The organism is Priestia abyssalis, assembly GCF_002019595.1.
Lineage (GTDB): Bacteria > Bacillota > Bacilli > Bacillales > Bacillaceae_H > Bacillus_BA > Bacillus_BA abyssalis.
The window spans coordinates 404,047-418,280 of the sequence record NZ_KV917369.1; the positions used below are offsets into that span (position 1 = coordinate 404,047).

The 14,234-nt window shown below is 41.3% G+C and carries 11 protein-coding genes; 6 read left to right on the forward strand and 5 right to left on the reverse strand.

Features of this window, described 5'->3' with window-relative positions:
* The first annotated feature begins 12 nt into the window (after nt 1-12).
* The 3 genes from BK575_RS02030 (at nt 13) to BK575_RS02040 (ending at nt 4,174) form a co-directional block, all read left to right on the forward strand.
* Entirely contained in the window at nt 13-1,080 is a 1,068-nt protein-coding gene (locus tag BK575_RS02030; RefSeq protein WP_078408669.1) for an ABC transporter ATP-binding protein, read from the forward strand.
* Nucleotide 1,081: 1 nt separating this feature from the next.
* Nucleotides 1,082-2,020 carry an ABC transporter ATP-binding protein gene (locus BK575_RS02035; RefSeq protein ID WP_078408670.1) on the forward strand — a complete coding sequence of 313 codons (939 nt, stop codon included), beginning with the start codon at nt 1,082-1,084 and terminating at the stop codon, nt 2,018-2,020.
* Nucleotides 2,021-2,416: 396 nt separating this feature from the next.
* Nucleotides 2,417-4,174 (forward strand): alkaline phosphatase D family protein, encoded by a 1,758-nt coding sequence (locus BK575_RS02040; protein ID WP_078408671.1) that lies wholly within the window; start codon nt 2,417-2,419, stop codon nt 4,172-4,174.
* A gap of 190 nt (nt 4,175-4,364) precedes the next feature.
* Here the strand turns inward: BK575_RS02040 and BK575_RS02045 are convergent, their stop codons facing one another.
* Nucleotides 4,365-4,547 carry a hypothetical protein gene (locus BK575_RS02045; protein ID WP_078408672.1) on the reverse strand — a complete coding sequence of 61 codons (183 nt, stop codon included), beginning with the start codon at nt 4,545-4,547 and terminating at the stop codon, nt 4,365-4,367.
* 317 nt (nt 4,548-4,864) lie between these two features.
* On the opposite strand from BK575_RS02045, the gene BK575_RS02050 reads away from it, so the two are divergent.
* Nucleotides 4,865-5,440, forward strand: a complete 576-nt coding sequence (locus tag BK575_RS02050) for a GNAT family N-acetyltransferase (RefSeq protein ID WP_078408673.1) — start codon at nt 4,865-4,867, stop codon at nt 5,438-5,440.
* A gap of 132 nt (nt 5,441-5,572) precedes the next feature.
* Here the strand turns inward: BK575_RS02050 and BK575_RS02055 are convergent, their stop codons facing one another.
* Together BK575_RS02055 and BK575_RS02060 are read right to left on the reverse strand one after the other, a co-directional pair.
* Nucleotides 5,573-8,614, reverse strand: coding sequence for an efflux RND transporter permease subunit (locus tag BK575_RS02055; RefSeq protein ID WP_078408674.1), 3,042 nt, complete (start codon nt 8,612-8,614; stop codon nt 5,573-5,575).
* 3 nt (nt 8,615-8,617) lie between these two features.
* A complete protein-coding gene (locus BK575_RS02060; RefSeq protein WP_078408675.1) occupies nt 8,618-9,826 on the reverse strand; it encodes an efflux RND transporter periplasmic adaptor subunit in 1,209 nt (402 codons plus the stop codon).
* 366 nt (nt 9,827-10,192) lie between these two features.
* Between BK575_RS02060 and spxA the strand changes: the two genes are divergently transcribed.
* Nucleotides 10,193-10,594: a transcriptional regulator SpxA gene (gene spxA, locus BK575_RS02065; protein WP_078408676.1), complete on the forward strand. Its 402-nt coding sequence runs from the start codon at nt 10,193-10,195 to the stop codon at nt 10,592-10,594.
* A gap of 243 nt (nt 10,595-10,837) precedes the next feature.
* On the opposite strand, the gene BK575_RS02070 is transcribed toward spxA, so the two are convergent.
* Both BK575_RS02070 and BK575_RS02075 read right to left on the reverse strand, forming a co-directional pair.
* Nucleotides 10,838-12,385: an IS1182 family transposase gene (locus BK575_RS02070; RefSeq protein WP_078408677.1), complete on the reverse strand. Its 1,548-nt coding sequence runs from the start codon at nt 12,383-12,385 to the stop codon at nt 10,838-10,840.
* A 146-nt stretch (nt 12,386-12,531) separates the two neighbouring features.
* Entirely contained in the window at nt 12,532-13,206 is a 675-nt protein-coding gene (locus BK575_RS02075; RefSeq protein WP_078408678.1) for a TerC family protein, read from the reverse strand.
* A gap of 338 nt (nt 13,207-13,544) precedes the next feature.
* On the opposite strand from BK575_RS02075, the gene mecA reads away from it, so the two are divergent.
* Entirely contained in the window at nt 13,545-14,219 is a 675-nt protein-coding gene (mecA, locus tag BK575_RS02080) for an adaptor protein MecA (protein ID WP_078408679.1), read from the forward strand.
* Nucleotides 14,220-14,234: the final 15 nt, after the last annotated feature.

The window sequence follows — 14,234 nt, forward strand, 5'->3', positions numbered from 1 at the left end:
GAGTGAGAAGAGATGGAACGTTTATTAGAGGTAAATGATTTGGAAGTAGCATTTCAGACATATGCTGGAGAAGTCAAGGCTGTTCGCGGCGTGAACTTTCACCTGAATAAAGGCGAAACACTTGCCATTGTAGGGGAGTCGGGGTCAGGTAAAAGTGTAACCTCCCAAACCATTATGAGATTGATTCCCATGCCGCCAGGTAAAATTACGAACGGGGAAATCATCTTTAACGGTCAAAACCTCGTGCAAAAAACGGATAAAGAAATGGAACAAATTCGCGGGGGAGAAATTGGAATGATTTTCCAGGACCCGATGACATCGTTAAATCCGACGATGAAGGTTGGACAGCAAATCATGGAAGTGTTGATTAAGCATCAAAACATGTCGAAAGCACAAGCGAAAGAACGGGCGATTGAACTATTAAAGCTAGTAGGAATTCCAATGCCTGAAAAACGTGTAAATCAATTTCCTCATGAATTTTCAGGCGGGATGAGGCAGCGTGTCATGATTGCCATCGCGCTTGCTTCTAATCCAAGGCTGTTAATTGCGGACGAGCCGACAACAGCACTGGATGTGACCATTCAAGCGCAAATTTTGGAATTGATGAAGGAACTTCAACAAAAAATGGGTACATCCATCATTTTTATTACCCATGACTTAGGTGTTGTGGCCAACGTGGCAGATCGTGTAGCTGTTATGTATGCAGGCCAAATTGTCGAGATGGGAACAGTGGACGAAATTTTCTATAATCCTCAGCATCCATATACGTGGGGACTGTTGGCATCCATGCCGAGCTTAGAGAATGATACACAAGAAGAACTTGCAGCCATCCCTGGCTCACCGCCGGATTTGACAAATCCGCCTAAAGGAGATGCATTTGCTCCCAGGAATCCTTACGCCATGAAAATAGACTTTGAGCAAGAGCCGCCGATGTTTAAAGTATCTGATACGCATTATGCGAAAACATGGCTGCTCCATCCGGATGCCCCAAAGGTAGAGCCGCCGGAATCGGTAAAACGCCGTATGCGCCAGCTGGCTAATTCTTATGCGAAGCCTGTGTTAATAAAGGACGGTGAGTAAAATGGTAGCAGAGCAAAAGTTGCTAGAAATCAAAAACCTTAAACAACACTTTGATACAGGAAAAGGGAGTGTTATTAAAGCCGTAGATGGTCTGACCTTCGACATCTTCAAAGGAGAAACTCTTGGACTTGTAGGAGAATCAGGTTGTGGTAAATCGACAACAGGACGTACTATTATTGGTTTATATAATGCTACATCGGGTGAGGTCATTTTTGACGGTGAAAACGTTCATGGTAAAAAATCGAAAGCGGAGCGTAAAAAATTCAATCGCAAAATGCAAATGATTTTTCAAGACCCTTATGCGTCTCTTAATCCCCGTATGACGGTAGCAGATATTATCGCAGAGGGAATTGATATTCACGGATTGGCGAAATCGAAAGAAGAGCGCATGAACCGAGTATATGAGCTTTTAGAGACGGTCGGTTTAAACCGTGAACATGCAAACCGCTATCCGCACGAGTTTTCAGGGGGGCAGCGTCAACGTATCGGAATTGCCCGTGCGTTAGCCGTACAGCCAGACTTCATTATTGCGGATGAGCCGATTTCGGCACTTGACGTATCGATTCAAGCCCAGGTTGTGAATCTAATGAAAAACTTGCAGCGTGAACGAGGATTAACTTATTTGTTTATTGCCCATGATTTATCGATGGTCAAATACATTAGTGACCGAATTGGCGTTATGTATCGCGGTCGCATTGTTGAGCTTGCCCCGAGTGACGAATTATATCGAAATCCGATTCATCCTTATACAAAAGCGCTGCTTTCAGCTATTCCACAGCCGGACCCTGATTCAGAGCGTACTCGTGTCCGTCAAGTTTATGACCCTAGCGTTCATAACTATGGTACAGAAGAACCGATGTTACGTGAAGTGAAACCAGGACATTTTGTCGCATGCTCGGAAGCTGAGTTTGCACAGTACAAGGTCAACAATCGTAAATAAAAGAAAAACGATCTCGCAGGAGGTCGTTTTTTTTTATGTCTATAACAGAATTTGCAGGCGATGTGTTTCTATAAATACTTTTTATGCCTAAAGCCAACACGTTTAGTTTTTGTTAATTTTCTTTAAAAGAAATGTAAAAAAAATCAGGACAGAAGAACCACTAATTATAGTTTGTTTTATCAATATTCAGATGATCGTAGACTTTCATCGACCCATTTATCTACTATATCCTCCTAAAAATTACATTTTCCTACCATTTTAAAGTCCTATTAAAAAACTACCATATGTCTTTTTTTCTCTTATCATGACCTTTACATTTATTTACAAACTGTTAACAAATAGTCTCTATAATGAACCGTGAATTCCATGTTCTTATATCGGAGAGGGGAAATAGTGATGGTTAATGAAAACTCGTTAGACGGATGGATGAAGAAATTGAATAATGACAGTTTTTATAACAGTGAATTTAATCGCCGCAGCTTCCTTCAAGGAGCCGGTAAAATTGCCGGCCTTTCACTTGGATTGACGATTGCTCAGTCAATGGGTGTAGGGGCATTTGAGGTGAATGCTGCCCCAAAATTTCAAAACTATCCGTTTACACTTGGTGTTGCTTCAGGAGATCCGCTTTCTGACAGTGTTGTATTGTGGACAAGGTTAGCTCCTGATCCGCTCAATGGCGGCGGAATGCCTCAGCAAACAATACCAGTCAAATGGGAAATCGCGAAAGATGAGCATTTCCGTCGAATTGTGAAACGAGGAACGGAGTTAGCAAGACCGGAACTCGCCCATTCAGTTCATGTGGAGGTCGAGGGGTTAGAGGCTAATCAAATTTACTATTACCGTTTTAAAAGCGGCCATGAGCTAAGCCCTGTAGGAAGAACGAAAACACTTCCTGCAAGCGGTTCAAGTGTTTCCAGCATGACATTCGCCTTTGCTTCCTGTCAACAATATGAACACGGCTATTATACGGCTTATGAACATATGGCCAAAGAGGAACTTGATCTGGTCTTCCATCTAGGTGACTATATTTACGAGTACGGACCGAATGAATATGTTGCTTCAACTGGTAATGTTCGTACTCATAGCGGTCCGGAGATCGTTACGCTGGAAGATTATCGAAACCGTCATGCGCAATACCGTTCAGATGCGAACTTGAAAGCTGCCCATGCTGCATTTCCGTGGGTAGTAACATGGGACGACCATGAAGTCGAAAACAATTATGCTAATGTAATCCCTGAAAAAGGCCAGTCTGTTGAAGAATTTATCAAACGCCGTACAGCCGCCTATCAAGCTTATTATGAGCATATGCCGCTTCGCAGAACATCTTTGCCGCACGGTGCGGACATGCAATTATACCGCAGTTTCTCTTACGGTAATTTAGCTTCTTTTTATGTACTTGATACGCGCCAATACCGTGATGATCAGGCAAATGGGGACGGGACGAAAGCCCATACAGCAGAATCTTTGAATCCAAACCGTACAACTCTTGGGAAGGAACAGGAAGCATGGCTGCTTGGTAACCTTGGTAATTCAAAGTCTCACTGGAACGTACTCGCACAGCAAATTTTCTTTGCTCAGCGAAAATTTGGAACAGACACGGCACCAACATACAGTATGGATTCTTGGGACGGTTATCCGGCCGCGCGCCAGCGTATCACGGACTTTGCTAGCAGTAAGAACATCAATAACATGATTGTTCTTACAGGAGATGTTCATGCAAGCTGGGCATCAAACATAATGACGGATTTTAATAATCCAAGCTCTAAAATCATTGGGGCGGAGTTTGTGGGGACTTCCATTACATCCGGCGGAAATGGAGCTGATAAGAGAGCAGATACTGACCGTATACTAGCACAAAATCCCAATATTAAATTCTTTAACGATTACCGAGGTTATGTCCGCTGTACCGTAACTCCGGAACAATGGCGAGCGGATTATCGTGTCGTGCCATTTGTGACAGAACCGGGTGCAACCGTTTCGACGAGAGCTTCATTTGTTTGTGAAAAAGACGGCATGGGGCTGAAAAAAGTAACGTCAAATGCAGTTCCGCAAGGTGTGAAAATTTCGAAGGAAGTAGAAGAAGACCGTCACCGTGCCCATGGACGTGCCCACGAAAAGCAAATGGAGAAGAAGCGTGAAAAAGTAAACAATTAAAAAGGATACCTTTCTACTGATTAAAGGTTCCTTTATATGGATCCACGTTAGTTTTTTTATCGTCATCTCTGTTTATCTTGTTCATGGCTTTTTATTCTTGCATTTTGAAAAGCTCACAAAGGTCAACCGCTTATGCATAAATAATTGGGACAGGGGTGTCTTTGCCTCTGTCCCAATTATTTATGTGGATTTATTTTTTTCCGCCTACTTGCTTCCATCCTGTCTGTGTTCGGGCAGAACGGTTGAAAAATTTATTCTTTTCTTTGCCGCCAAACAAGTTTTCTCCGATACCGTTCAATATGACTCCCATTAGTGCGGTGATTCCGATAATAAAGGTGGATAACAGAACAAAATCGAATGCGAATGCGCCCATTTTCTCAGCTCCATTTCTTTGTTTAACCCGAGCTACCGGGATTAAGATGACTGCTGAATAAATTGTCCCTTTATCCTTATTTTAGATGAAATGAGCTGGTAAAAAAAGGGGTTGGTTATTTGTTTTTTAGAAATGGGGTTTAAATTTATTCGCGAGGGGGAAAGAAAAAATAAAGACTGTGCGTGAGGAAAAACGAGATAGGAAATAGTAAATAGGAAACAGATTTTTTATAAAGGAAACTTCCATCAGTGGGGGTCTTACTCACCATTAATGCGGGATAAACCTCTTTCAACATCACTTATTTAAGGAGGCCATCAATGAATTGGTATGAAAAACTAAGTCAATATTTTCCCATTGAAGAAATGAAGTCAAAAGAGCATATTGAAGCGCTTTTAAAAGAACGGGGAGATATTTATCATAAAGATGAAGGGCGGCACCATGTGTTAATGTATGTGGAACTGGACGATTTCGTATTCATCGATTATTTATTTGTATCCAATAAATCAAGAGGACAGGGACTTGGTCATCAATTAATCGAAAAATTAAAGAAGAAAGGCAAAGCGATTATTTTAGAAGTGGAACCGGTGAATTATGAAGACAGTGATACGGAAAAAAGATTGCGTTTTTATAAACGGGAAGGGTTTGAACATGCCCAGTCCATTGGCTATCGCCGCCGGTCGCTGGCCACGAACGAAATCAATCAAATGGAAATTTTGTATTGGTCGCCGACAGAAGAAAGCGAAGAAAATATCTTTGAGGGAATGAAAAGAACGTACGAGATGATTCACACCTATAAAGATAAAAAATGGTACGGAGAGTCCTATCAACCCGCTGATGAAGTATTGACCCTTGATCAAAATCGTGATGAAGGCGATATACTCGCGGATATTTAAAGCAGTAACCCCATAAGTTTTAAACAGCTTGCAAAAATTATTTTTTATTGAAGGCCCCGTCACTGAATTCTCAATTTTACTCGGTTTTCATGACGGGACCTTGCAGGAGAATGACCGAACAGAGATGTTTTTTTATCCCTGTTCGGTCATTCTCTTTTCAAATAGATAATAGACAGCTGGAATAAAGACGAGAGTAATGATGGTCGCAAAGCTTAACCCAAAGACAATGACAATCGCCATAGGCTGCTGAATTTCAGTTCCTTCCCCAAATCCAAGCGTTAACGGAATAAGGCCGAGAATGGTCGTTAATGTTGTCATTAAGATGGGACGGAGCCTTGTTGGACCCGCCAGTAAAATGGATTCTTTCAGCTCGTATCCTTCTTTTTTTAATTGTTGCAGATAGTCAATTAATACAATGGCATTATTTACAACAATTCCCGTTAAAATGAGAAGGCCGACGAGTGAACCAACTCCAAGCGGTTTGCCTGTCACTAGTAATCCTAAAACCACACCAATAACGGTCAAGGGAACAGAGAACATAATGATGAATGGATAGAAAAAGGATTCGAATTGACCAGCCATCACCATATAAACAAGGACAACGGCAAGAGCGAGAGCAAGGGACAATTTATAAAAAGCATCGTTCATTTGTTCGTTTTGTCCGCCGAATGAAATTTTGTATTGATTGTTCGGAAGAGAAATATGGTCTTTTAACGTTTCTTCAATTTCATCTGTTATCGTTCCTAAATCGCGGTTAAGAATATCAGCCCTGACGGTAATCTCACGGAGCCTGTCCGTTCTGACAATTTGGGAAGGACCCTGTCCTCTTGAAATATGGGCAACGGCTTGCAATGGAATATTCGCTCCAGCAGGAGATTTAATGAGCAGACTTTCCAAATCAGAAAGAGAAGAAGTAAAACGGCTTTCTACAACAAGACGAATATCCAGCTCTTCTCCGTTACGTGCCAGTCTGCTGGCGACGACTCCTTTCGTTGCATCATTAATGGCCGAAGCAATTTGGGCACTTCCAATGCCATATGAGGCCGCTTTTTCACGGTCAATATCGACCACAATCTCAGGGTTTCCTGTTTCATAGTTTGATTTTGGTTCACGAACTCCTTCGATGTCAGAAATGAGAGTTACTGTCTCATTGGCAATTTGTTCAAGGACCTGCAAGTCAGGGCCTGTAATACTAAGTGAAATCGGGTCTGTAGAAAATCCTGAATCACTGGCCGAAACACTCACTCCAATGTTGGGAACATCTTTTAGCCTATCTCGAATGTCTTCTGCTACTTCTAAGTCTGAGCGGGAGCGTTCACCGACTTGTTTGAGCAAAATGCTGTAATTAGCTTGATTTGTTTGGGAGCCGGCTCCGTATGAAAAATTAGCGGCGCCTCCTACTTTGACGTAAATTAAATCGATTTCAGTAATATCTTTAATTTTACTATTGATCTCTTCCGTTTTTTCATAGGTGGCATCTAAAGAGCTTCCTTCGGGCAGTTTGGCTGTAATGGATACAAAGCTCTGGTCCTGTGCCGGTAAAAATTCAGTACCGATGAAAGGAATTCCTGTAAGCGACAAAGCTAAGGCAGTCACGATGATAAGAATCGTTTTTTTCGGATGTGCCAATACGATTACAAGCAGGGCAGTGTATTTTCGCAAAATAGAAGAAAATAATTGTCCTGACGATTCTTTTTCTTCCTGTACTTTTAGAAAAAGCGATGACAGCAGCGGTACGATAATGAGCGCCGTAAATAAAGAAGCGAGAAGCGAGAAAGAGATGACAAGGGCCAGCGGTTTAAAGAGCTGCGCAGCCAAGCCTTCGACGAATACAATCGGCAAGAAGACAATGACTGTTGTTAATGTCGAGGCAATAATTGCGGTCCCGACTTCTCTCGTTCCCTGAATAGCAGCTTTTTTTAGGGACATACCGAGATGCTGTGAGCGATAAATATTTTCTAAAATGACGATAGCGTTGTCAACCATCATACCAATTCCTAATGCTAGTCCTCCAAGGGTAAGCAAGTTTAAAGTTTGCCCGCTGAAATACATAAAGACAAATGTTGTCACAATGGATAAAGGGATGGCAAAACCAATGATAAGAGTGCTTCGAAGGTTTCGTAAGAATAAAAATAAAATTCCTGCCGCCAGTCCGCTTCCGATAAGCATGTTAGAGGAGACGGCTGAGATGGATTGATTAATGAATTGACTTTGATCGAAAATCAGTTCCATTTTTACGTTCTTGGGCAGTAATTCATCAAGTTCGTTAAGTTTTTTTTCAATATCCTCTGCGACTGTTACAGTATTGGAGCCTGATTGTTTTAAAATTGAAATACCGATGGCATTCTTCCCGTTTAAATAGCTTAATTGGGTTGTTTCTTCATATGCTTCTTGGATATCAGCGATGTTTTTCAATACTAATACACCGGAGTTGGTTGGAATCGGCAATAAAGCGATATCGTCAATCGATTCAAATTGACCTGCCACCCTAATAGGCAAATTCTGATTTTGATCTTCAATGTTTCCAGCAGGCAAGTTAATGTTTTCAGAACCGATAATCTGCTGGAGCTGCTGGATGGTTAAACCATAAGATGCCAGCTTTTCAGGATCCAGATTTACTTGTACCTCTTTATTCGCGCCGCCTTCTATTGATACGGAAGCTACCCCTTCAACTCCGTCTAAACGGGGTTTAATATCTTCTTCCACCATTCTTTTTAATGTGGAAAACTCCTCATTTTCAGCGGTAATGGCAAGCTGCATAATCGGCAAGTCGCTTGGATCGAAACGCATGACCCGAGGTGCAGGTGCTTCAGAAGGCAAAAAGTCTCTCACGGCATCAATTTTTTCTCGCATTTTTAAGGTAGCAAAATCCATATCGGTTCCCCAATTGAAAGAAACGAGAATAAGCAAGCCGCCGTTTCTCGAGATGGAGGTGACACTCTCTACATTTGGAATGGTACCCATCGCATTTTCCAGCGGCTTTGCAAGCAAGTTCTCAACTTCTCTAGGGCCCGCTCCATCATAAGTAGCCGTTACGGCAGCGACTGGAAAGGTGAGTTCAGGGAATAAGTCAACCGGCATATTTTTGACGCTGACTCCTCCTAGAATCAGTATAAGTATGATAACCATTCCCATTGCGATCGGTCGAATGACAGAAAGTTTAACAATGTTCATATCTTATTCACTCTTTCTTTCACGAAGCGAATCTCCGTTGTTTAATTGTTCTTTTCCATCGACGACAATTTTATCTCCTTTTGTGACTCCCTGGAGAACTTGAACATTTCCTTCATTTTGAACTCCTAAAGAAACGGGTGTTTTAACGGCTTTTCCTTCTTTATCAATAAATACGAAAGGGTTATTCTCTTCATATAAAACGGCTTTGGCAGGAATGACCAATACATCTTTTAAGGAATCGACGATGACGGTTGCGGTTGCCTTCATTCCTCCTTTAACAAGCTGTTTTTCATTTGGAATGGGAATTTGCACCGTAAATAATCCCGTTTGTGGATTAGCTGTCGGTGAAATATTGCTGATCTGTGCTTGAAACGACTGTTCTACTCCGTCAAATGTAACGGTACTTTGATTTCCCTTTTTTAGCTGGGAGACGACATAACTGTTGATTTGAAAAGCGGCTTCAATTTGACTTTGATCAATGACTGTCATGACAGGTGCATTTGGAGGAGTAACCGCCTTTTCTACTACTGTTATTTCTGATACGACTCCATCGATAGGAGAAGTAATTCTTGTAGCTTGGACCAGTTTTTCCGCTTGTTTAACCGCTTCGGCTGCCTGCTGCTGCTGTTGTTTCAATTGGGGAAGCATGGATTGGGCAGATTGAAACTGTGTAAGGGTTTGTTGGGCCAATGCGGCTTGTTTTAATACGATTTCGAGACTGTCTTTTACGACATCAGAAGGCGGAACGCTGTCATCCTGTATTTGATTTAACTGTTGTTTTGCTTTTGTAAGTGCAGAATTCAGCTCTTCTTTTGCTTGCTGAAGACTTTCTGCGCTTTCATTAGAAGATGCGGCTGCTGATTCGGCCTTTGTTACTGCTTCATTTATGGAGGAAGCCGTTTTTTTGGCACTTTCGAGCTGCTTTATTGCTTCGCTCTCATCGAGGGAAAGCAACAATTCTCCTTGTCTGACGGTATCTCCTAGATTTCTGTGAACCTTTTTCACCGTCAAAGGAGCGGGAGAAAAAAGGGGGATTTGTTTGGCGGGTACAGCAACCCCTGAAAGTTCAACGGTATTGCTTAAGTCTTTTGTTTGAACTTCCTCTGTTTTAACGGAAACTGCTTTGTTCTCAAGGTCTTCTGTTGTAATCTCCTTTGGTCCGCAAGCGGTGAGGAAAAGAAGCACAGCAAGTAATTTGATGGATTTCTGCATGAATTTCACCCCGTTGTTGTGTTCGTGTACTTAGTCTTGGCTACATATCTTATAAATAAAAAAAATAATATTTTTTTGAAACAAAATAAGAGGTTTATTCGTAGTATAACCGTGGTACAAAAATATTGAGAAATTATTACCTAAGAAGTCAGAAATAATTCTTTTCTGACTTTTAGAAAAATATATCATTCCGATGGTTTTTGTAGTATAATACGCAATAGATATTACTTTTTAAAACTTATTATAAACTAATATCGATTTTCATTCGCAATAACGAGCACATATTGTAGTATACAGCAGCCAAAGCCGCTGTAGCTATTTTTGATATGTTAGTAACCTTATTTTAAAAGAGGAGTGAAGGTTTAAATGGTAACTTTGTATACATCTCCTAGTTGTACTTCTTGTCGTAAAGCAAAAGCATGGTTGGAAGAAAATGACATTTCATATACAGAACGAAATATTTTTTCAGAACCTCTGTCAATTGATGAGATTAAAGAAATCTTACGCATGACGGAAGATGGAACAGACGAGATTATTTCTACTCGCTCTAAAACATTCCAGAAATTAGATATTCAACTTGATATGATGCCGCTTCAAGATTTATATGAACTCATTCAACAAAATCCGGGACTTTTACGCCGCCCGATTATCATTGATGAAAAGCGCCTTCAAGTTGGATATAATGAAGATGAAATTCGCCGCTTCTTACCGCGTAGAGTGCGTACGTTCCAATTGCGTGAAGCGCAGCGCTTAGTAAATGCAAATTAATATAGGATTCATTCATAATGAATAATTCTTACGGATGGCCGAAAAATCCAAGAATGAGAAGTTTTTTTATATAAACTGAAAGGGCGAAGAAGTCTTTAGACTTCTTCGCCCTTTCAGTTAAAAAATATGAAGCTGGGTCAAAAGGTCGTTGATTAACGACTTTTTTGACCCAGCTTTTCTTTTTGGTGTAATGATTTGGTTATAATTGGATAAATCCGTTCATTTGAAGGGATTTCCTTCTCTTTATCCGGCCATTTTTTGCTTTATTTTTATTTGTGTGGCCCATTTTTTGAGATTATGGGCAACGCAAATAAGACCCCATTCCACCGTATTTTTGGAAAGGCCTCTTAATGAGAATCGCTTGAATCCCTGATTGTGTTTGATTTGTCCAAAGACAGGTTCCACTTCGATTTTTCGCTTCCGATACTTCTGGGAGCCTTCTTCCGATGAAAGCCGTTCGCACACCTCTTTTCGCTGCCTTTGATTGTTCATGGACACTTGAATGCTTTTCGTTTCCTTATCCTTGGCACAAGCTGATTGAAAAGGGCAACCTGGACACTCGGTACAAAGGTACGTTCGTTTGATGGTTTCATAGCCATTGTCTGTTTTCTGTCGACTTTCATATTGAAACATCAACCGTTTGTCGTTCGCACAAATCCACTCGTCCAATTCTTCATCATATGTCATATTTTCTAAACGGCTGACTTGTTCTTTCCATGCTTTCGTTTGTTCCTTATCCAATGTGTTGTATTTGACATACGCCTTGATGTGTTCGGTTTCGCAATACGCGTAGTTTTCTTCACTTCCGTATCCTGAGTCGGCCGTCAAGGCTTTCGGTTTTGGACGATGGTACTTTTTCAATACGTTCAAATGAGGAATGAGGCAAGTCGTATCTCCAGCTTTTTGGTGAAGGCTGAATCCGGTGATGAACTGCTCTTCCGTTCCGATCTGTACATTGTAGCCAGGCTTCAGTTGTCCGTTTTTCATAGGATCCTCCTTCATACGCATGAAGGTCGCATCGTGGTCCGTCTTCGAATAGCTGTTCCGTTCACCGAGGATTCGCGTTTGTTCTTCGTACTTCTGTTTCCGGGGAAGAAGGTCTTGTTCAAGCTGGCGTTTTACTTTCTTGAGTGTGCGGTCCTTCGGTTTCTGTTGAAGTCGATTCTCCAGCTTTTCAATCGTTTCTGCAATCCTTTCAGACGTAATCGGTGTCTCCTGTTCCGGCGTGGAGAGTGGTTCGGCCTGCTCGTCTTCTTCGGTCGTCTCTTCAATGTGCGCCACCAGCTGCCGGAATTTCTCATTCAGTTGTTGATCATACCGTTCTGTGGCTTTTTTCCATGTGAACGTATATCGGTTTGCGTTGGCTTCAATTTTGGTTCCGTCCACAAAGTAATCTTCCAGCTTCACCATTCCTTCCTGATGAAGTAAATCCACAATCGAGAAGAAGGTTTCATAGATAATGTCTTTCATACGCTCGGAACGGAAACGGTTGATGGTGCGGAAATTGGGCTTTTGATGGCCAGCTAACCACATAAAATAGATGTTTTCTTCTAACTGTTCCGCTATTTTTCGGGAGGAATAGATTCCCTTAATGTAGGCATAAACGATGATTTTTACCATCAGTTTGGGGTGAAAAGGAGGACGGCCGCCTCCAGGATATTGCGACAAGAACAGGTTCATGTCCATTTGTTCAATCGCATGGTCGACCACTCGGCCGGCGTGATGTGGGGGAATCAATACTTCAATATCTAATGGAAGAATGAGTTGGTTTGTGTTATACTGTTGAAACATAAGAATCGCTCCTTTGATGTGTTGTTTGTTGTGGTGACTACAGTATATCAAAAACAGGCGATTCTTTTTGTTTTTTTACATAAAAAAACAGGGGTGTCCCAAAAGGTTAGCGCTGTGCGCTACCTTTTGGGACACCCTCGTATTTTTTAGCGGTAACTTTCTTTGATGCGTACGCGATTGACGATATAGCCGCTCGCTAACACAAGAATAACGGTTACAACTGGTACAATATAAGAAAGTGAAGGATATTGCTCGAGCAAGAAAAATAATCGCTTTTCATGAGTGATCATTTTCCCGGCTGTATATCCTAAAATTCCTGCTCCGATGTATACAAGAGAAGGAAATCGTTCTATGAAATGTAAAATGATTTTACTTCCCCAAACAATGATAGGAACAGAAACAATTAATCCCAGCACGACAAGAAAAATATTCCCATGTGCTGCGCCGGCTACAGCGATAACATTATCAAGACCCATTACAATATCGGCAAAAACAATGGTTTTGACGGCTGCACCAAGTGTAGTCCCAGCTTTAATGTTGGCCGTATCATCTTCTTCATCAACAAGCAATTTAAATGCGATCATAATAAGCAAAAGTCCGCCTACTAGCTGCAAATAAGGAATGGTTAACAAATACACGGCTAAAACAGTCAGAACAATACGAACGACAATAGCTAAGCCTGTCCCTAAAAAAATTGCTTTGTTGCGTTGCTGCTCAGGGAGGTTGCGGCTGGCGAGCGCGATGACAATGGCGTTATCTCCTCCGAGCACGATATCAATTCCCACAATAAGCAGGACGGCAGATAGTAGTTCTAAATCCAATGTAGAATCCCCCTAAGATATCACAGTCTAAACTTATATTCATTTTAAGAATATGCGAATATAGACAAGATTATTTTGGAAATGACAGATGTTGGTTTTTCAAAAAAACCGATTTTTTTATTTCCCTTCTTATGAATTTTATCATAAAATGTAAGTACAAGGTACAAAGAAATCTTAGGGGTTTCGTATCAGGTGAGTATATTACTTTACTTTTGGGTAAAGTGAGTATAATATTGCTTACACATGAGGGTAGCGTAGTCCCTTCAGCAGTAGAGGTAATATCCACAGCCCTTGTGATCACATTACCTTAACCGACTTTAGAGAAGGGAGAGAGTTTAATGGATATTGAGCGCATTAACGATAATACCGTGAAATTTTATGTCTCCTATATTGACATAGAAGATCGTGGCTTTGATCGAAACGAGATTTGGTTCAATCGTGAGCGCAGCGAAGAGCTGTTTTGGGAAATGATGGACGAAATTCATCAAGAAGAAGAATTTGCGGTAGAAGGACCGCTTTGGATACAAGTGCAGGCACTTGAAAAAGGAATTGAAGTAATCGTCACGAAAGCTCAGCTTTCAAAAGACGGGCAGAAGTTTGAGGTGCCAATTGGAGAAGACAGGAAGATTGATATTCCTGTCGATGAACGAATTGAATCGATGCTGGATCAGCAGTTCAATCAAGGCAAAGAGGATGAAGAGCTGGAATCTGAAGACGACTCTCTTCAATTTGTCATTCGTTTCCGTGACTTTGAAGACGTAATTTCCCTTAGTCACCGGCTGGAACTTGAGGACGTCATGAATCAGCTTTACTCGTTTGAGGGACGTTATTATTTATATGTGGAGTTTTTGGAAGAACATGAGATGGTTCATGATTTAGATAATATTTTAAGTGTTTTGCTTGAATATGGAAATGAGTCCCCTGTCACGATTCATCGTCTCCAAGAATACGGGAATCAAATCATGGAACAGCAGGCACTAAAGCAAGTTAAACAATATTTTTCCCAGCGATAAAAACCGATTTCGACT